18 protein-coding genes are annotated in these 19,698 nt (G+C 45.1%); 6 read left to right on the top strand and 12 right to left on the bottom strand.

Translation table 11 applies throughout. From position 1 onward, the window contains the following. The first annotated feature begins 59 nt into the window (after nucleotides 1-59). The 5 genes from dctP to ACFSKO_RS07515 all read left to right on the top strand — a co-directional run bounded on the left by dctP (nucleotide 60) and on the right by ACFSKO_RS07515 (nucleotide 4,408). Nucleotides 60-1,067 carry a TRAP transporter substrate-binding protein DctP gene (gene dctP, locus ACFSKO_RS07535; RefSeq protein ID WP_380250081.1) on the top strand — a complete coding sequence of 336 codons (1,008 nt, stop codon included), beginning with the start codon at nucleotides 60-62 and terminating at the stop codon, nucleotides 1,065-1,067. A 104-nt stretch (nucleotides 1,068-1,171) separates the two neighbouring features. Next, the gene (locus ACFSKO_RS07530) at nucleotides 1,172-1,699 is read left to right on the top strand and encodes a TRAP transporter small permease (RefSeq protein ID WP_380250079.1); all 528 of its coding nucleotides are present in this window, start codon (nucleotides 1,172-1,174) and stop codon (nucleotides 1,697-1,699) included. A gap of 2 nt (nucleotides 1,700-1,701) precedes the next feature. Continuing rightward, nucleotides 1,702-3,015 carry a TRAP transporter large permease gene (locus ACFSKO_RS07525; RefSeq protein ID WP_380250077.1) on the top strand — a complete coding sequence of 438 codons (1,314 nt, stop codon included), beginning with the start codon at nucleotides 1,702-1,704 and terminating at the stop codon, nucleotides 3,013-3,015. Between the two features lie 202 nt (nucleotides 3,016-3,217). Beyond that, the gene (locus tag ACFSKO_RS07520; RefSeq protein ID WP_380250075.1) at nucleotides 3,218-4,147 is read left to right on the top strand and encodes a glutaminase; all 930 of its coding nucleotides are present in this window, start codon (nucleotides 3,218-3,220) and stop codon (nucleotides 4,145-4,147) included. Between the two features lie 93 nt (nucleotides 4,148-4,240). After that, the gene (locus ACFSKO_RS07515; RefSeq protein ID WP_380250073.1) at nucleotides 4,241-4,408 is read left to right on the top strand and encodes a hypothetical protein; all 168 of its coding nucleotides are present in this window, start codon (nucleotides 4,241-4,243) and stop codon (nucleotides 4,406-4,408) included. A gap of 48 nt (nucleotides 4,409-4,456) precedes the next feature. Here the strand turns inward: ACFSKO_RS07515 and ACFSKO_RS07510 are convergent, their stop codons facing one another. The 3 genes from ACFSKO_RS07510 to ACFSKO_RS07500 form a co-directional block, all read right to left on the bottom strand. After that, nucleotides 4,457-5,560, bottom strand: coding sequence for a heparan-alpha-glucosaminide N-acetyltransferase domain-containing protein (locus tag ACFSKO_RS07510; RefSeq protein ID WP_380250071.1), 1,104 nt, complete (start codon nucleotides 5,558-5,560; stop codon nucleotides 4,457-4,459). A 223-nt stretch (nucleotides 5,561-5,783) separates the two neighbouring features. Further along, on the bottom strand, nucleotides 5,784-6,305 hold the full coding sequence (locus ACFSKO_RS07505; RefSeq protein WP_380250069.1) for a hypothetical protein: 522 nt from the start codon (nucleotides 6,303-6,305) through the stop codon (nucleotides 5,784-5,786). Further along, on the bottom strand, nucleotides 6,302-6,658 hold the full coding sequence (locus tag ACFSKO_RS07500) for a DUF805 domain-containing protein (RefSeq protein ID WP_380250067.1): 357 nt from the start codon (nucleotides 6,656-6,658) through the stop codon (nucleotides 6,302-6,304). Before ACFSKO_RS07500 ends, ACFSKO_RS07505 begins: the two co-directional genes overlap by 4 nt. Nucleotides 6,659-6,890: 232 nt before the next feature. Here ACFSKO_RS07500 and ACFSKO_RS07495 point away from each other — a divergent pair, with 232 nt between their 5' ends. Next, nucleotides 6,891-7,961: a helix-turn-helix domain-containing protein gene (locus ACFSKO_RS07495; protein WP_380250065.1), complete on the top strand. Its 1,071-nt coding sequence runs from the start codon at nucleotides 6,891-6,893 to the stop codon at nucleotides 7,959-7,961. Nucleotides 7,962-8,160: 199 nt separating this feature from the next. Here the strand turns inward: ACFSKO_RS07495 and ACFSKO_RS07490 are convergent, their stop codons facing one another. The 9 genes from ACFSKO_RS07490 to ACFSKO_RS07450 all read right to left on the bottom strand — a co-directional run bounded on the left by ACFSKO_RS07490 (nucleotide 8,161) and on the right by ACFSKO_RS07450 (nucleotide 19,685). After that, entirely contained in the window at nucleotides 8,161-8,625 is a 465-nt protein-coding gene (locus tag ACFSKO_RS07490) for a hypothetical protein (protein ID WP_380250063.1), read from the bottom strand. A gap of 126 nt (nucleotides 8,626-8,751) precedes the next feature. Then, entirely contained in the window at nucleotides 8,752-10,080 is a 1,329-nt protein-coding gene (locus tag ACFSKO_RS07485) for an RNA polymerase sigma factor (protein ID WP_380250061.1), read from the bottom strand. Between the two features lie 167 nt (nucleotides 10,081-10,247). Continuing rightward, nucleotides 10,248-12,089, bottom strand: coding sequence for a type I secretion C-terminal target domain-containing protein (locus ACFSKO_RS07480; RefSeq protein ID WP_380250059.1), 1,842 nt, complete (start codon nucleotides 12,087-12,089; stop codon nucleotides 10,248-10,250). A 101-nt stretch (nucleotides 12,090-12,190) separates the two neighbouring features. After that, entirely contained in the window at nucleotides 12,191-13,447 is a 1,257-nt protein-coding gene (gene ilvA / locus ACFSKO_RS07475) for a threonine ammonia-lyase IlvA (protein WP_380250057.1), read from the bottom strand. A gap of 125 nt (nucleotides 13,448-13,572) precedes the next feature. Beyond that, nucleotides 13,573-14,874: an amidohydrolase family protein gene (locus tag ACFSKO_RS07470; RefSeq protein WP_380250055.1), complete on the bottom strand. Its 1,302-nt coding sequence runs from the start codon at nucleotides 14,872-14,874 to the stop codon at nucleotides 13,573-13,575. A 44-nt stretch (nucleotides 14,875-14,918) separates the two neighbouring features. Continuing rightward, the gene (locus ACFSKO_RS07465; RefSeq protein ID WP_380250053.1) at nucleotides 14,919-15,866 is read right to left on the bottom strand and encodes an ABC transporter permease; all 948 of its coding nucleotides are present in this window, start codon (nucleotides 15,864-15,866) and stop codon (nucleotides 14,919-14,921) included. Nucleotides 15,867-15,870: 4 nt separating this feature from the next. Continuing rightward, on the bottom strand, nucleotides 15,871-16,920 hold the full coding sequence (locus tag ACFSKO_RS07460) for an ABC transporter permease (protein ID WP_380250051.1): 1,050 nt from the start codon (nucleotides 16,918-16,920) through the stop codon (nucleotides 15,871-15,873). Then, on the bottom strand, nucleotides 16,910-18,493 hold the full coding sequence (locus ACFSKO_RS07455; RefSeq protein WP_380250049.1) for an ABC transporter ATP-binding protein: 1,584 nt from the start codon (nucleotides 18,491-18,493) through the stop codon (nucleotides 16,910-16,912). The genes ACFSKO_RS07460 and ACFSKO_RS07455 overlap by 11 nt, the downstream gene beginning before the upstream one ends. A 187-nt stretch (nucleotides 18,494-18,680) precedes the next feature. After that, entirely contained in the window at nucleotides 18,681-19,685 is a 1,005-nt protein-coding gene (locus ACFSKO_RS07450) for a BMP family protein (protein ID WP_380250047.1), read from the bottom strand. Between the last annotated feature and the right edge of the window lie 13 nt (nucleotides 19,686-19,698).

Here is a 19,698-nt window from a genome sequence, read left to right as displayed (position 1 = left end):
AAAATAAAAGGCCAAGCTTTCAAAAATGAGAGCAATCGGGCCTAAACAGGGAGACTATTATGAAATTTTCTAAAAAAGCTCTAGGGCTTATGCTCGGTGGTATGGTCATGACAGGCGGACTGTTGGCTGAAACCGCAATGGCGACAAGTTTAAAGGCGTCCCATCAGTGGCCTGGTGGTAAAGGTGACGTGCGCGATGAAATGGTTCAAATCATTGCCCGTGAAGTCAACGCTGCTAATGTTGGTCTTGATATCAAGGTCTATCCTGGTAAAGCACTCTTTAAGCCCAAAGAACAATGGGGTGCTATGGTGAAGGGGCAGTTGGATATCTCAGCATTCCCTCTTGCTTATGCTGCAGGACGTCACCCTGAATTTAACGCGACAAATATGCCGGGTCTCGTAAAAAATCACGATCACGCCAAACGATTGAATACTTCCCCGTTTATGGATGACATTAAAAAGATCATCAATGATGCGGGTGTTGTTGTCTTGGCTGATGCCTGGCTCGCCGGTGGTTTTGCATCCAAGAAACAATGTATTCTTGGTCCAGACACGATGAAGGGTCAAGTTACCCGTGCAGCAGGTAAGTCGTTTGAACAAATGCTGGTTGGGGCAGGTGCTTCTATTGCTTCTATGCCAAGTTCAGAAATTTATTCTGCGATGCAAACCGGGGTTCTTGATGCCGCGAACACATCTTCAGGTAGCTTCGTTTCTTATCGTATCTACGAACAAGTTACATGCCTGACGGCTCCTGGCGATAATGCACTTTGGTTTATGTATGAACCACTGTTGATGTCGAAAAAGAGTTGGGACAAGCTGAACGCTGAACAGCAAGCTGCTTTGATGGCTGCAGGCAAAAAATCGGAAGACTTCTTTCTTGATGCCGCTAAAGGCTTGGATAACAAGCTTGTCGAAGCTTACGAAGGTGCTGGCGTAGAAGTTGTTACTATGAGCAACGATCAGGCTGCTGCTTGGTTGGCGATTGCCAAAGAGACTTCTTATAAGGCTTTTGCTGAAAAGGTCGATGGCGGTGATGCCTTGATTAATAAAGCTCTTGCTGTCGAATAACTAAAATAGACCACGCCCTGCAGGGTGCCTTTTTAATAGGTAGTTTGCAGGGCGTATTTTTAAGGTTTATTTGTTCATTTCAGCTCTTTTCTGGTTAGAACAACATGAATTTTTTCATTGATATCGTACGCCAGTTATCGCGTGCTTGTGGCGTGTTTGCTTCCTTACTTATCGCCTCTGCGATCGTGGTAGTTTGTCAAATGGTGGTTTTACGCTATTTCCTTCAGGAATCAACGGTTTGGCAGACTGATTACGTCACCTATGCTCTTGTTGCTGCAACCCTGATCGGAAGTCCCTATGTATTGCTGATCAAGGGACATGTGAACGTTGATCTTCTTCCTCATTATTTGAACCTGTCTGCCCGAAAGTTGTTGGCTTTTATCGCCAGTCTTTGTGGACTGTTGTTTACAGTGATACTTGCCTGGAAGGGATATGAGATGTTTGCAGAAGCTCTGCACGGTGGTTGGGTAACAGATACGATTTGGGAACTGCCGCTTTGGATCCCCTATCTGTCGCTTCCTCTTGGTGTAGGGTTATTGTCGTTGCAATACGTGGCAGATATTCTGGCGTTACTCAATGGCCGTGATATGCCGTTTGCCATGGACTCTCACAGTGCGTTTGAAGGAGAATAACCATGGATCCACTATTGATAGGCCTTTTGGTCGCTCTTGCTACTATTCTTGTTCTCTCATCGGGCATTCCCGTTGCTTTTGGTCTAGGACTGGTGGCGATTGGGTTTTTGTTTGCCTTCGAAGGGCTTGATTCCCTTGATGTCGTGGCTGAGACTTTCTTTGCCGGGTTGGCTGAATTTGCATTGGTTTCTATTCCGATGTTTATCGTGATGGGTGCTGCGGTCGCTTCTTCGCCTGCGGGTAAAGATCTCTACGCTGCACTTGATCGTTGGTTAAATCGTGTTCCTGGTGGCCTCATTATCTCAAATATTGGGGCCTGCTCAATATTTGCAGCGCTTAGTGGTTCATCCCCTGCGACCTGTGCTGCCATTGGTAAAATGGGTATCCCGGAAATGCGCAAGCGCGGTTACCCGGATGGGCTGGCAACAGGATCTATTGCAGCAGGAGGCACACTGGGTATTTTAATTCCGCCTTCGATCACCATGATCGTTTACGGAATTGCGACAGAAACATCTATTGGCCGTCTTTTCCTTGCTGGATTGTTGCCGGGATTGCTTCTGACGACACTCTTCATGTGCTGGTCTCTTTATACAGCTTGGCAAAATGGGTACAGCTTTAAAGATCAAGCGAACAAATACAGTTGGCGGGAAAAGTTCGAAGTCCTGCCTCGTATTTTTCCTTTCCTGCTGATCATTGTTGGTGTGCTTTATGTGCTCTACGGTGGCGTTGCAACACCATCAGAAGCCGCAGGTGTCGGGGCCATGTTCTGCCTTGTTCTTGTGGTGGTTATCTATGGCATGTGGCAGCCGCGCAAAATCTGGAACATACTTTCTGATTCTATGAAAGAAAGTGTGATGATCTTGATGATCATCGGTGCGTCAGCGCTATTCAGCTATACTTTGTCATCATTGTTTATTACTCAATCGGTGGCGGAATACATAGCAGCGCTGGACATTGGTAAATGGCAACTCTTGATCATCATCAATCTCTTTCTTCTGGTCGCGGGTTTCTTCCTTCCACCTGTGGCCGTGATCTTGATGACAGCACCGATCCTGTTACCGATTATCATACAAGCAGGTTTTGATCCTTATTGGTTTGCGGTTATATTTACAATCAATATGGAAATTGGGTTGATTACCCCACCGGTTGGTCTCAACCTTTATGTGATTAATGGCATTGTGCCTGATGTTTCACTTCCCACGATCCTCAAAGGCGCACTCCCCTTTATGCTTTGTATGGTATTGGCCATCGCAATTCTTTGTGTCTTCCCAGAGATTGCCACATGGCTGCCCAATTACATGATGGGGACAGGGTAAAATTTCCATCGGGTTTAATTCGCCTGTTGTACTAAAAAGCCGGTTGATCAAGAAATTGATCTACCGGTTTTTCTTTTGTGGTGTGGTTACAAACCAGTTGCCATGAATTCTATCTTCTATATTACACTATTAAATAAAATTGATTTTCGTTAAGCTTTAAAAGGCAACTTTCCTATGATTTCGATGGAACTCGTATCATTATATGATTAACTCTTCAGTTGATTTCCAAGGTGTCCTCGAAGAAATTGAGGATGAAGTACGTCCTTTTTTTGGGCAGGGGAAAAACGCCGATTATATTCCGGCTTTGTCAGATGTTCCCGGTCATAAGTTCGCTATGGCAGTGCAGACCGTAGACGGTGAGACGTTTATGATTGGTGATGCCGAAGAAAATTTCTCTATTCAGTCGATTTCGAAACTCTTTACTCTTATGCAAGTTTTGGGGTTGGAAGACGTCGATATCTGGAGCCGTGTTGGGCGGGAACCTTCGGGCACGGCCTTTAACTCTCTGGTTCAGCTGGAATATGAAAAGGGTATTCCCCGCAATCCCTTTATCAACGCGGGGGCTATTGTTGTTACAGACATCCTTGCCAGTAGATCAGCTGATCCTTCGCGACGGATCGATGATTATTATCGAATGCTCTCGGGAAACCCTGCAAATAAGGTAGATGAAGTTGTTGCCCTGTCGGAGCAGGAACATGGCTATCGTAATGCGGCTCTGGCGAACCTGATGCGCAGCTTTGATAATATTGAAACGCCGATCCCCGATTTACTAGACGTGTATTTTCGCCAATGTGCACTGACCACTTCTTGTGTTGATCTTGCCAAGGCAGCTTTACCATTGGTTTGTGGGGGATACTCTCCAATTGCGCAAAGTCAGGTATTATCTGGTCGGGATACCAAGCGGATCAATGCCTTGCTTTTGACGTGTGGTTTGTATGACGCGGTTGGGTCATTTGCATACAAAGTTGGGCTGCCTGCAAAGAGTGGCGTTGGGGGAGGGATCGTGGCGGTCCTGCCCAAGCACTTCTCTATCGCAGTTTGGTCGCCAGAATTAGATGCATCCGGGAATTCTTTGGTTGGAAGCAAGGCGCTTGAACTCTTTACAACCAAAACTGATCTCTCAATTTTCTAGAATGTAACATTAGTAAACCTAAACTTTGGTTGACTTTAACGGTAATAACTATAAAGATGTAAATACTATACATGTTATGTTTGGAGAAACATTATGACATTATTGCACTGGCTCGAAGTCGGGTTCCTCTATCCTGGTGATATTATCGTCAAGAAGCTTGGGGTGACGATTGAAGAAGACGGCGGGATTTTGCGTTCATTTATCAATATGTGCGTCTGGGGCATTATCACAGGAACTACGGCCTTCTACGTGTTTATTTAACCCTTTTTCGAGAGTAAAATTAAATTCGTGGGACGATCTTGAATAGTGCTATCCCGCAATGCGGCGCATCAGACTTTCTATCGGGCCGCGTTTGAAAAATTTGTTATAAACCCAGATATAAAATACGGCGCAGAGAGAAAAGATGGTCGCAGCCAGGACGGCGGTGTCTGTTGTTTGCCCGCCAAACATATCCAGTGCTTCCAAGGTTCCCATACCCAAAAGGATATGAGCAACATAAAGGGTTAGGGTTTGACGCCCGGTCTGATTAGAAAGTACCAGCACGGTGGTATTTTTTAACCATTTGCTCACCCAAAGGCTGATGGCCAGTACGATACAGGCTGTGCTCATTCCTGCGATCAAATAAAACGGCATGGGCGGAATGGGTTCTGTCGTTAGGATATCGCGCAGGTCTTGCTCTGCACCGTTGAGGTAGTTGAGAATTAAGTTTGAAAGACCCTCTGTGGCAAGTAATGTCATCAATCCAAACATGAACAGATTGCGTTGGATAGAGGTCTTTTCCAATGAAAATTTGCTGAGGAAAATACCAAAAAGGAAGAAGCCAAGCCAAGGGATAACGGGATGCCAGCCGTTAAAGAATAGATTTAGTATAAAGCCTTCAAGGGTCCAGAAATTTTGATAGCTGTAGGCTTTCCAATCCCAGTTGAGATCATAATCCAATGTTAACAGCATGATAATAAAACCGAGCATCAACGCAAATATGGAAATGATCAAACCTGTTGAACTCATCCGTAAGAACAGAACACCAAAAAAGAAGTAAAGCGCATAATAGTGCAGGATATCAGCGTCAAAAATAAGTGAGTTTAAAAGCCCAAGTACCAATAAGAAGAGAGCACGTTTTGTGGTCAGGATAAAAAGTTGATCCCCCAATTTGGTCTGATTTTCTTGATAAGATAATGCGCTAAGCCCGAGTGAATTTCTAGATACTGGTTTGGAGGAAAGCCCAAGCCCAAGCCCTGCCAATACCACAAAAGTTGCTGCCGCCCGCCCTTCCAGTGCTCCCACGAGCGTCGTTGCCCAGGTCGAACCTTGACCTTCTGCCCCCATGGCAACGGTGAAATTCACTAGTACCATGCCAACAAAAGCCAAAAATCGGGCAAAATCAAGCCCTTCAATACGAGGGGAAGCAGTCATATGTTTTCCTGTTTTTAAAAGTACTGCTATGGGCCTGCCTTATTTCAGACAGTAATGCCAAGCAACTGATCAAAGCATATACACAATATAACCTGACAGATCTCTGACAAAGGCAACTCAATGTGAACGAGGGCTGGATTGGTTATTCGTTTTTTATAGAGACTATGATCATTCTAGCCTTGTTTAGCTCATATGATCATAGTCTCTATGGCATCGCGTTAATTTACGAGTGATTACTTAAAACACATTTTGGTTTTTTTAACTCACCCCGAAACCATGATGTCCAACTACGGCGCGGGTTTAATATGAAAGGTATAGAAAATGGCAAGCCTGTTTCTATTAGTAAAGCTTCCAATGGCCTTCCATTCTCAGTGTCATAATCTCCGCTTTCAATTTGTTTTCCTTCAAAAAGTAATTTGGAAATCTCGGAACTGTAAATAACTATCTTTAGGTGGTTGTTCTTGTGTATGGATATGTCTGTTTCTTCAAAATCGCCTGCAATGATAGGCACAGGACTTATGGAACATACTTCACCTTGCTTATTTCGAGAGAAATAAGTGCCTTTCCCAACAAAACCCCGCATATAAATCAAGTTACCTTCCTTGAGATTATCAATTAAAATAACCCCATGTGCTTTAGGTGGAATTGTATAGTGTTCAATATCTTGATCTGCGGAAGCCTGGTTGCTTTGCAAGAAAACAAAAAGAACAGCCACAATGCTTAAGCTTTTAGAAAATTTGATCATTTCGCTATTCCCTCGCTAACTTGTAAATCATAAATATTGGCTTCTTTACTCCCGGATTGAGCAAGCATTATCAAAAGAACGAGAACACCAATACCAGGTAGAAACAGTAATAAAGTCCACCAACCTGATCGGCCAGTATCATGTAATCTGCGAATTGTGATTGCGAGTGTCGGGAGCAGATTGACGCAGGAGTAAATGACGTCGAAAGCCCAGTGAATTTTGAATATAAATTCACAAAATAATAATATCCCACCGACGCACAGGTTTATTAAAAAAAACATCCAGAATGCTTTTCGTGATGCTCTCCCATCGAACGTCAAACAAAGTTTCCAAGCCAGCCAATACCAAGTCATTTAAAGTTTCCTATGAACATTATTACAAAACCGGCATACAGAACCGGGGCGTATTCACTTGTTCTCGAAACTAAGACCAGTTCGCCATGGAAGCGCCCTAAAACATGTTTGAGTACGTCCTAAAACCTGTTTTGGAACTTACATGACTTCACTACTTGTGAAGTTGAAGTTATAATTGCTTTCCATAAGTTGATTTTAAAAAAGACAAGATTCACTTCTTGATGGAGCTTTAATGATAGCCATTCCACTTCCGTTCATTCTATCAATGCTATTGATGATATTAGCTGTAATGCTATTGATGCAGCGTGGAAAATCGGCCGTTCCTGCTTTTCTTTGTATTGGGCTTTGTGCCTTGACGACAACTGTTGTGGGGCTTCGTTGGACATACGATCTTACTTCTTTACGCATGCTCCAACCTGTATTGGCTTCAATAATACCTTATTCGGCTTGGTATTGTTTTGCGCGTGCTCATGGTCAAACAAAGTTTTCATATATCCACTTGATTGGCCCCGCTCTAATTTTGGCGGTTACCATTGAGCAAGAGTTTTATTTCATTTCGATAGATGTGGTCTTAACGTTACTATATTTGGGATATGCGATCGCTTTGTTGCATGCTTCTTATATGCGTGACGGGCTTATGGAAGACATACGTTTGACTGACTGGGAATTGGCCGGAAAAGCCGAACGTACGGCGGGTTATATGTTGCTTTTATCGGCTTCTATTGATGTTGCTATGTCTTTAGATACTTCTTTTTTCAATGGCGAACATACGATTGTTATTTTAACTGTCGGTCATATTGTTCTTATACCCGTTCTGGCATTGGCAGTGTTGGTAACGAGCACGAGCATACGTTCATCTGGACAAGACTCTTCCCAGATCAGCAAAGATCAAAGTCATTCGTTAAACGGATTAATGTGTCATTCGGCGAGCGCAAGCGTGCTTACAAAAGATGAGGCTGATGTCATCGTTAATAAGTTAACAAATTTGATGGAAAGCAAAGAAGTATTTCTTGATCCAGATCTGACACTTAGTCGAATATCCAGAAAACTAAGCATACCAGCACGGCAAATCTCAATTGCAATAAATATGGTTTTTGATCGTAATATCTCTAAAGTTATAAATGAATTTAGAATTGAAAGAGCTAAGGAGCTTTTGTGTAATACTGGAGACAATATTACCACAATATTTCTTAACTCTGGCTTCCAAACCAAATCCAATTTCAATAGGGAATTCACAAGAATTACGGGGCAAACCCCTAGTATGTATAGGCAAGTAAATGGTTCAAAAAATAACTCTAAGTAAGGTTGGATGAAGTGCCAAACCCTTCAATGTGGGGGTAATCATGTGCTTTCCTGCCTTTAAAGGTATTGCTATGGACCAGTCTTAATATTCAAGAAAAGAACCAAAGCATGTACACACTATAGCCTGACAAATCTCTGATAAAGGCAGCTCAATATGAACAAGCTGCCTTTATCATTTTAGGCGGATAAAAATGCTCGTTTTAACTTTGTTTGGTTAGGGCGATCATTGCTTGCATTGCATCTTTGAGGGATTGTAGATCGGCCCCTGTTGGGACGGCTTGTTTTGTACAGTTATTGAGTGCAACAACGTGATCCATGAACAGGCGGTTTTGCGGGTACTTTTCACTGTATGACTTGACCAAGGTTGATTTGTAAACATCTACTTGTTCTTGCAGGGCATCCGCTTTGCCTTGATCTCCGTTGCTAAATTTTATGAGGCCGGGCGTGATAATTTCTTTTTGAATAAAAGCATTATAATTGCTCAAGCCTTGCCGAACGGTGGCAATTTCCGACGAACCATAGGACGCCGGAGCGTTTTCCAGTTTCGTATCAACAAAATCAAGCAAAGCCTGACACCCTTGCATGTTGTTGATTGAAGGCTCGGCAACAGTTGGTTGAGTAAGAACCATGAGACTAGCAAAGGCGAGGGTAACTTTATATTTCATTGTCTGAGTTTCCGTTTAATAAATAAGGAGTTTGGGTTTTGAACATGACTGAGGGTTTTCGCCAGATTATCGAGTTCGATCCGGTAAACTTTAAGTGTTATTGTTGTGGCCGAAGTGAGAGTGGTTTTAAATCAAAAGAGTAGGGTCAGGGTCTGTAACCGTTTCTATGATCGTGCCGCCTCCTGAATGGGTTATAACGAGATAATCATCCGGGGATACTGCTGTGGATGTTGTTGGGTCCGGGGTAACAGGTGAAATGCTAAATCCAAGTATATCGCTTAAGGGGATGATAGAGGTTTTGGCATCTGCAGAATGGTAATCTTGGCCGTCGCGATCGTCTGTTGTTGAGTGAACGAGGTTCGAATTCAGAAGGTCAGAGTGATCAAGAATACCTTGTGTATTCAATAGCTCAATAATGGAGCCCCATTTTTGGCTATAATTTCCGTCGCCTTGGTCACCATTTTCTTTAGAGGGCACATCTTCTGCCAATAAAAAGCGATTAGAAATGGCCTCATCAACGGCATAGTCAAGTTGATACTCGGCTTCGTCATCCAGTAGATCCAGATGTGAAGAATTGTCATCTCTCTCTTGGACATTGAAGCGACTGGAAGCCTCTTCATTTCTAGTAGTGTCGTCGCGAGAGGTCTCTTCAGCAAGCAGTTGATTAATAAAAGTAAGCTCTTGCGGATCTTGTACGGATGGCAAACTCTCAAACATGCCATCAACACCGAGAATGACAAAAGAAGCCATGAGTTGATAGTCATAACTGTTTGTATCGGTGGATTTTTGACGGCTTTTATGAAGAAAACGGTAGAGGTCAGAGCGCCGAAGGAGCGTTTTTCGTTTCGAGCTTGTCTCTAAACTTGCTGAACTTAAATTGTCGCCGTATTTCTTTTGATTGCTTTGTGTATCTGTACCAGAACGGACATTGTCTAAATCAGTTATTTCTTCCGCAGAACTGTAGAATACCGGCGGAATGAACATGAAGATAAACTCTTCGCCAAGTTGTAATTTTTCTTTCAATCGCTTTCTTGCACGGGACAGCCTGCTCATCACAGTCCCGATTGGAACCGAAAGGCTTCGTGCGGCTTCTTCGTAGCTATGACCAAAAGAGACAATCTGTTCCAAAACTTCCTGATCTTTTTGCGGTAAGTTTTGGAGAACAGAATGAACCCGATTAAGAAGAGATCGGTGTTCAATTTCTTTCGCAACACAAACGTTGCTCTGGATGTTGTCTCTTTCTAACTCAGATTGTGATAACAACTCATTTTGTCTACGTTTTATTTGGTTGATCCAGATGTTTTTCATAATCGGGAACAGCCATTGCTCTATCTGATATTCATCGTTGAACAGGTGTCTTTTAGAATGCGCACGGCCATAGGTTTCCTGAAACAGATCAGAAGCTTGATCTTCGTCCTTTGTTAAATAGCGGGCATAGCGTTTTAACTTTGGCATAGAAGATTCTAGTTTACGTTCAAAATTCAATTACCTGGGCCTTGTTCAAAAAGTTTGCTCGTAGTTTGATCGTATTTACCGCAAGAATTAAGAGGGCAAGCACAAAGGAAAACACGAGTGTTAAATAACATCTTCTGATAGTAAAATTTCTTTTGCACCATAACGGCCTAAGCGAGAGTATCAAGAGCATTTTGATTAAGCATGTTGGTCAAAATATCGGTATCGGACGTTCCCATACCGCCGCTAAGATGTGATAGAGACAGGTTTTCCAAAATGATTGTATGGTCCGTTACGCCATCCTGATCGACGTCAATATCTATATTTACCCCGTTTGGACCCTGACTGAAGTCCAGATATTGATCGAGATTTGATACGGTTTGCGCTGTACTCAATAAGTCGCCAAGATCAATAACGTCATCAAATTTAAAGTCTTTGATGGTATCTGTTTCAGCTGGGCCATTTGTGGCGATATCTGCCTGACGGAACACAAAACGGTCATTTCCATCTACACCATACATGCTATCATTGCCGCGCCCACCAGTGATGATGTCATCCCCTCCGACGCCAGAGCCGCTACTCATTGCATAGAAGCCACTGTCACCGTAAATGATATCATCACCATCACCACCATCAATGATATCATTTCCACCTTTGGCAAAATTAAATCCGAAACCTTGAATATAACCATTTTGAGAAGCGGCATCACCATAAATCGTGTCGTTACCACTGCCGCCATAGATTGTGTCATTCCCCCCGGAATATGTTCCTGTGTCATATGTTGATAATGTACTGCTATCCCCAACGATTAGATCATCTCCGTTCCCTCCATAAAGAATGTCATCTCCACCGTTCGAGTTACCAAGAACACTACTATCTCCATAGATGCGATCATTACCATCATCGCCGTAAATGATATCCTCGCCACAGATTGAATCGTTGATTGTTCCGGCATCCCCAAATATTAAATCGTCTCCTGTGCCGCCGCTTATCTGGTCGTTGCCTGCTGTTGAATTGCTTAGATAACTTGCGTCGCCATAGAGAGTGTCATTGCCGGCATCTCCGTTTATTATATCGTTTCCTGTAACAACGTTCGAGACATACGCATCATCCCCAAATATTGTGTCGTCAGTTGTTCCGCCAGTTATATGGTCATCGCCAAAACTCGTAGAGGTTTGATGTGTAATGGTAATGTTAGAGGATAAACCTACACTGCTTGCCTGAATTGTATAGGAACCGGGAACCCAGGAATTATCGGCAGAAAATACGATTGAAGTAAACGGAGATATAACTTCCCATTCTGTCCCGTTACTACCGGGGATCATTGTTCCTTGATTTAGGATCGTACCAGCGGGAAAACCCTGTAATAAGATCGTATCCGTTGGTGCGAGGTTTTGCGCGAAACTAATTTCATAAACATTGTTTGCACCATCGCCCATGATAATACCGGTATCGACAAGTACATCATCACCATCACCACCACGTAGAGTAATGGGTTGGTTGCCGTAAGTCCCCTGATCGCGAATTGAAAAGGGGCGTAGATTAAGAATCAAATTTAAAAATGGTACAGGAAGAGCATCAAAGCCATTTAATTGGTCGCTGCTGTTACCTGTTCTTGACCGTTCGCTTGCAATCAGTCCAAATTCAAGCTCAGTGGGGTCGATGACACCCTGTTTGCTCAAAAGATCAATAGCAGAACCCAAATCATCATTGTAGTTACTGCCTCCACCCCCAACGAGTGTTACGGCTTCCCCCGCAGCCGTCTCGATGGGGGCAGGGTTCAAGATGTCGTTGATTTCGTCTCTTTCTGCCGCCGAAAGGGATTGAAGAAAGCTATCAAAAGAATTTTCATCGTTCAGGGTGCTGGCAAACTGCAATCGTTGAAGCGCGTTATCTGATATCTCGGCTACCTGAGTGAGATCAGTATTGATATCGTCATTAACAAGATTATCTGGGTGAGCTGTATTTTCTGCGTTCTCAACCGTCGAGTTTTTTACAATATGCGTTGCCATGGTTTTATCCTGTAAATTCTTTGTCGAGTGACCAACAAAATTGAAACTTACTAGGACTACAGTCAGGAATTTTTTTTATTCCATTTTTTTTGAATTTATTTTTAAATTAGAAAATTAGCCAAGACTTCGTTGTTTGTAATGTCTTGAAATTTGATGCCATTTTGTTGGAATTTTTCCATCAGGGTATCAAAGTTATTCGGATTTTTAGTCTCAATACCGATCAGGATGGAACCAAAGTTACGGGCGGATTTTTTCAAGTACTCAAAACGCGAGATATCGTCTTCATCGCCGAGCAGGAAGAGGAAATCTTTCAGAGCGCCGGGACGCTGGGGCATGCGGAGGACGAAGTATTTTTTGAGACCTGCGTATTTTAAGGCGCGTTCTTTGACTTCGGGGAGGCGTTCAAAATCGAAGTTACCTCCTGAAGTTACACAAACAACGTTTTTACCCCTGATTGTTTCTGGATCAAGAGACTGCAGAATATCGATGGTAAGGGCGCCTGCAGGCTCCAGAACCACGCCTTCAATGTTAAGCATCGTGATTATGGTGGCGCAGAGACGGTCTTCGGGTGCGAGCAGAACTTTGTCGGATGGGAAGTTTTTTAGGGCTTCAAAATTATGTTCCCCAATAAGGGCCACGGCAGCACCATCAACGAAGTTATCAACACTTTCCAGCTTAACCCGGCGGCCTTCTATCAGACTTTCTTTCAGGCTTGGGGCGCCTTCGGGTTCGACAAACCAGAAATCAGTATCTGGAGATGTTTCTTTGAGGTATTGGGTGACGCCTGCCGCCAATCCGCCACCACCTGCGGGCATAATCAAAGTATCTAGGGACTTTCCCTCGAGCTGTTCGAGTATTTCCAATCCAATGGTCGCTTGGCCTTCAATGATATCTGGATGATCAAAGGGTGGCACCATAAAGGCATTTTCTTCGGCAACAAATCTATGGGCGGCTTCGTAAGCTTCGTCAAAGATATCACCGACAAGTTTGATGTCTATGTATTGTCCGCCAAAGGCGCGGGTTTTATGAATTTTTTGCTGCGGCGTTGTTGTTGGCATAAAGACAGTGCCGCGCTTTTTGAAGTGGTTGCAGGTATAGGCAAACCCTTGGGCGTGGTTTCCGGCAGAGGCACAGACAAATTGATCAGCATGGAGATCTTTATTGGCGAGAGCTTTACTGAAAAAATTAAAAGCGCCGCGGATTTTGTAACTGCGAACCGGGGTTAGGTCTTCACGTTTGAGATAGACGTTACAATCATATTTTGAGGATAAAAACAGATTATGTTGCAGTGGTGTCTCAGGAAAAATCGTTGAAATTTCTTCCTGTGCTTTTTTTACTGAATTCTCAAATGTACCCATGACGCCAACCTTTTAGAAATAATGCTAAATGCTATATCTCTTTCGGGTAATAAAGTATAGCGGATTTGAGAATTGATCTCATGCTGTACGGTATTCTCTTAATTTAAAGGCTCTCTGTTTAGTTTTTAATTTTTGAGAAAATCCACAAACTCTTTATTCCCGCCTAAATTGAGTTCGGCCTGAACGGGTGCGGTTTTACTGATGACCTTACCACGGCGGATAACGAACAATCGGGCCGGACGCAGGCGGATGGCTTCGATGGGGTCCTGGGCTTGCAAGATAACCAGATCTGCGAAGTTGCCTTTCGCAATACCGTAATCTGGTAGGTGCATAACTTTGGCTGAATTCTCAGTCACGGCTTTAAACATGGCTCTGGTTTCTGAAACGCCGGTCATTTGTCCGACGTGGGTTGCCATGTGCGCGACTTCGAGCATGTCATGACTACCAAAGCTGTACCAAGGGTCCATGACGCAATCGTGCCCGAGAGCTACGTTGATGCCCATGGCCATCATTTCCTTGATCCGTGTCATGCCGCGACGTTTGGGATAGGTGTCGTGACGCCCTTGCAGAGTAATGTTGATCAAAGGATTTGGAATAGCGGTAATTTGTGCTTCTTTAATCAGGGGGAGGAGCTTGCTGACGTAGTAATTGTCCATGGAATGCATGGATGTCAGGTGAGATCCGGCAACACGGCCCTGTAGACCTAAACGCACGGTTTCACTGGCGAGGGTTTCGATATGGCGTGACATAGGATCATCGGTTTCGTCACAATGCATATCAACCATTAGTCCACGATCAGCTGCAATCTCGCATAAAGCTTTTACTGATGCAGCACCGTCTTCCATTGTGCGTTCGAAATGAGGAATACCCCCAACCACATCAACACCCATATCCAAAGCACGGTTAAGATTTTCGGCTGCCTTTGAATAGCGGATATATCCGTCTTGTGGGAAGGCGACGAGCTGAATGTCTATCCAAGGCGCGAGTTCTTTTTTAGCTTCGAGGAGAGCACCAACAGCCAACAGGCGGTCGTCGCTGGTATCTACATGACTTCGAATGGCAAGTGTCCCGCGTGCAATAGACCAACGGGCGAGGGCATGTACGCGTTTTTTGATAGCTTCGTGGGTCAGGTGTGGTTTTAGCTCTCCCCACAACTGAATGCCTTCAAGTAATGTCCCGCTTTCATTTAATCTTGGCTGCCCGAGGCTCAGCGTTGAATCCAGGTGAAAATGGGGATCAATAAAAGGCGCAGTTACAAGGTATCCCGCAGCATCGATAATCTCGGTTTTTCCTTGCTCTATACCCTCCGTGATCTGAGGCGCTATGTCGACAATACGATCATCCTGAATTGCAATGTCGACAGTCTTCTTCTCATCAGAAGTATTACTCTCTGGGAGAACGGCGTTTTTAATAACAAGATCTAGCATGGGTCTTCCGATTTATCGCGGTCGGTTATAAATGATTTCGAAACTTAGGTTCGTTCACCCCGGCGAAAGGGGGTAAGCAGAGCCTTGGGATAACTGGCTTTACGGGCCATAATTACCATAGCAACGATACTTAGGATATAGGGCATCATCAGGAAAAACTGATAAGGGATAACGGCACCAGCGGTTTGTTGCACCCGCACTTGCAAAGCATCCAATCCCGCAAAGAGCAATGCGCCAATGAGAGCTTTACCAGGCCGCCAAGATGCAAAGATCACCAGCGCAACACAGATCCAGCCGCGCCCGTTGATCATACCAAAGAAAAAGGCATCAAAGGCCGACATGGTGATAAAAGCACCGCCCACGGACATGAACGCACTGCCAACCATCACGGCTCCGGTGCGAACACTTAAAACGTTAATGCCTTGAGCTTCTACAGCCATCGGGTTTTCTCCCGCCATTCGAACGGCAAGGCCAACGGGTGTTTTGTAAAGCACATACCAAATCACAGGAACCAAAAGGAGGGCCAAATAGGTCAACGGTGTTTGCGTAAAGAGAGCTTCCCCGATGATGGGAATGTCAGAGAGGAATGGCACGGGATAAGGGTGGAACGGATCAATCTTTGGCGGCGTGGTCGCATCAGGTAGGAGCATGCGATAGATGTAATAGCTTAAGGAAGAGGCAAAGAGAGTGATGCCGATGCCTGTGACATGTTGGGATAGTCCGAGATAAACCGTAAAGCCACTGTGCAGTAACCCAAACATGGCGCCAATGGCGGCCGCAAACATGACGCCTGTCCATAAGTCGCCGCCCATATAGACCCACATCCAGCCAGACATGGCACCCATGGTCATGATGCCTTCAATCCCAAGATTAAGGACACCAGCGCGTTCACATATTAATTCACCAAGAGTGCCAAAGATCAGGGGGCTGACAATTCGAAATGTCGCAGCCCAAAATCCTGCAGAGATAAGTATATCAAAAATATCCATCATAATCTTATCTCCAACGCAGGCGGTATTTGGTCAACATGACACTGACCAGAATGGAAAGGACGGAAAGGCCAACCAGAACATCAGCTATGTAAGTTGGAATGTTAATGGCTCTGCTCATGGAATCAGCGCCGACATAGATCATGGAAATAAAAATCGCGGATAGAATCACAGCCAGCGGGTTAAGTTGCGCCAGCATGGCAACGGCGATCCCTGTATATCCAAACCCCGGCGAAATATCGAGGGTTAGATAGCCTTTGAGGCCTGTGACTTCGCTTACTCCTGCAAGACCCGCGAGACCACCACTGATAACAGCGGTTCTAATTACGGTTGTATTGACGTTGATCCCGGAAAATTTCGCCGCAGAGGTATTAAGCCCGACAGCGCGGATTTCGTATCCCCAAACGGTAAATCGCATCATGGCCCAACAGAGCACAGAGCCGATAATGGCAAAGATAAATCCAAAATGAAGGCGACTTTTGTCAACGATACTTGGGAATAAACCTTCGTCAATAATTGGTTCAGCTTGAGGCCATCCCATTGACATTGGGTCTTTTAAGGGGCCTTCTAGGAAGTAACCAACAAAGAGCAAGATCACAAAGTTCAACAACAAGGTTGTGACGACTTCGTCAACTTTGAGATGGGTCTTGAGCATGACAGGGATCGCCAGCGCAGCACCGCCTGCAAGCGCACCAACGAGCATCAAAAAGGGAATCATGAGGAGAGGGGGAAGCGTAATCAACCCTGTACCAAAGAAAGTTGCAGCAAGAGCACCACAATAAAGCTGTCCTTCGGCACCGATGTTATAGAACCGTGCACGAAAAGCGATTGTTGCGGCGAGACCTGTGAAAATTAACGGAATAGAACGCGTTAAAGTTTCTGTGAGGGCAAAGCTGGATCCGATAGCACCTTTGACCAGAAGCAGATATGCCTCACTCACCGATGCGCCAACCCAAAGGATCAAGATTGATCCCAAGCCAAGAGAAACGATAACCGCGGCAAAGGGGGCAAGGGCTATACGCCATGGCGCGACGTATTCGCGTGGTTCAATTTGCATGGCTTGGCTCCTCAGCCTTTGGATTTGCGTTCAAATTATCCTGCTCCAATTCTTGATCTGGTTCTTGGCCGGCCATCATTAACCCAACCTGGCTGGTACTGACAGATTTTGCCTCATAGGGCTGGGTTAATTTACCGTGATACATAACGCAGATGCGATCGCATAGAGAAAACAGCTCGTCCAGATCTTCGGAAATAAGAAGGATACCTGCGCCTCTTTTTCGGGCGGCAAGGAGTTGTTCATGTACATAGGCAATAGCGCCTTCGTCGAGCCCCCGCACAGGCTGGTTCGCGAGAATGAAAGCGGGGTTTGGTGCTAAGGCTCTGGCAAGGATGAGTTTTTGCATGTTGCCGCCAGAAAGCAGTTTGGTTTCGGCATCTGGTCCTTCGCATCGAATGTCAAACTTTTCAATCAGAGCATTAGTGCGCTCAAGACAAGCTCTGCGATCTATGATTATACCTGCTTTGGAAACAGGCACATTTCGAAGGTCTTCACTGATTAGGTTTTCCCAGAGCGTCATCTCACCGACAACACCGGAACTGTGACGGTCTTCGGGTATACGTCCCACACCACGTTTGACGATGTTAGAAGGGGAGGCTTGCGTCACGGGAACGTCTAAAAGCTCAAAGGTGCCGTCGCTGGGGATGGTGAGGCCAGACAACAGATCAGCCAAGGTGGCCTGACCGTTTCCAGCAACGCCCGCAATACCAATGATTTCATGTTGGTGGATGGTGAGATTGACTTTATCCAGTTTGGGGACAGTGCTTGCATCGCGTCCAGTATCTTTGAGAGTAACGTTATTCAAACGCACGACTGCTTTACCACAGTCCATTGCTTCAAGGCTCGGGCGTTCAACTTTACGTCCGACCATCATTTCTGCAAGCATGGCCCGGTCGGCGTCTTTTGTCGCAACCGATCCGACGATTTTCCCACGGCGTAAGACATCAACCCGCGTACTGATTTGCAAAATTTCATGAAGCTTGTGAGATATAAAGATAATGGCAAAACCCTGCTTGGTTAAACGTTGTAGAGTTTTAAACAAGCTGTCAGCTTCTTGAGGGGTGAGGACGGCGGTTGGTTCATCAAGAATTAGTACCCGTGCGTCTCTATAGAGGGCTTTTAGTATTTCTACTCTTTGTCTTTCACCAACGGATAGATCGGCAACACGAGCATCGGGGTTGACTTTCAGACCATAGTCTTCTGACATTTGTGCCAGCTTGGCTTTAGCAGCGGATTGCTTCTGTGACAAGGACCACAGGCTTTCGGTACCAAGCATAATGTTTTCAAGAACGGTCAGGTTTTCTGCCAGCGTAAAGTGCTGGTGAACCATACCAATACCCGCCTTGATTGCGGCATCGGTTTGACCAGACGGCAGGTGCTGCCCGTCCACTTCGATGTGACCTTTGTCCGCAGTGTAATGTCCATAGAGAATATTCATCAGGGTGGTTTTACCGGCCCCGTTCTCACCCAGCAGGGCAATGACTTCACCCTTTTCCAGAGACAAGGAAATATCATCGTTGGCAATCAGTGAGCCGAAAGTTTTCGTAATGTTATGAAAGGCAAGCAAAGCCATATAACGTTCCCCAGTAAAGGCAGTAACGAAACGTTTTAAAAACGCTGCAGATTTGTTCTTTGGACAAACCTTTATGCGACCTCATCGATTGGCATCACTGATTACAGGGTAAAAGCCCCGTCCTCGTGAAAGACCAAAAAGAACCCCCGACCTCTGGAAAGTAAAGAGGTCAGGGGTAGGAAGGCGGCTAGTAAGTCGACTTTGGTTCGTTGTCGTCGATTTCAACAACGAACTTGCCTGAGAGGATATCTGACTTTATTTGGTCGACTTTAGCTTTTGCGTCGGCAGGAATTTGACCATCGAACTCATAATAAGGGGCAAGTGAAGCACCGCCTTTTTGCATCATGGTCCATTCTTTGTAGTCTGCGGCAGCAAAGGACCCGGCTTTTACCTGGTCAATGGCGTGGCCAATAGCTGATTCCATATGCCAAAGGGCAGAAGTAACAACGACATCTTTGCCGTTTTCTTCTTTGTTCATGTCGTTGACGTTACCAAAGGCGAGGATGCCTTTGTCGCGTGCGGCATCGACAACACCTGCGCGTTCAGCATATAGGACATCAACCCCGGTTTCGATCTGGGCAAAGGCAGCTTCTTTGGCTTTGGGAGGATCATACCATGAGCCAATGAAGTTCACTTTGAACTGGGCATCAGGATTGACGGAAAGAGCGCCGGCCATAAAGGCGTTGAACAGGCGGTTTACTTCGCCAATTGGATAGCCACCGACCATGCCAATTTTACCGGTTTTACTCATGCTTCCGGCAAGAATACCCATGAGGTAACAAGGTTCGTGGATGTAGTTATCAAAGACGGAAAAATTATCGCCATGTGGTTTGAAAGGGTCCCCCATTAAAAAGGCGATATTTTTGTAATCGTCAGCAACTTTACGGGCTTCGCGACTGATACCAAAGGCTTCACCAACGATGAGATCCGCTTTGCCTTCTGCGTATTCCCGTAGGACACGGACATAATCTGTGTTGGCGACTTTTTCAGAAAAGACGTATTCGATTTCGCCAGCTTCTTTTGCAGCGACCAGTGCTTCGTGGAGACGTGCATCCCATTTTTGTTGGATCGGTTGGGTGTAGATACCTGCAACTTTTATGGTCTTGGCAAAGGCGGATGTTGAGCCAAGTGCCACGCTTGTTAGCCCTGCTGCGGCAAGCGCGAGTACGGTTCTTCTGGATAAACGAGTCATTGTTTCCCTCCCT

Origin of the sequence: Kiloniella antarctica (genome assembly GCF_042682825.1) — a bacterium.
In the GTDB taxonomy this organism is placed as follows: Bacteria; Pseudomonadota; Alphaproteobacteria; order Kiloniellales; family Kiloniellaceae; genus Kiloniella; species Kiloniella antarctica.
Note: the sequence above shows the minus strand (reverse complement) of the source record. Positions and strands in the feature narration are given on the sequence as shown.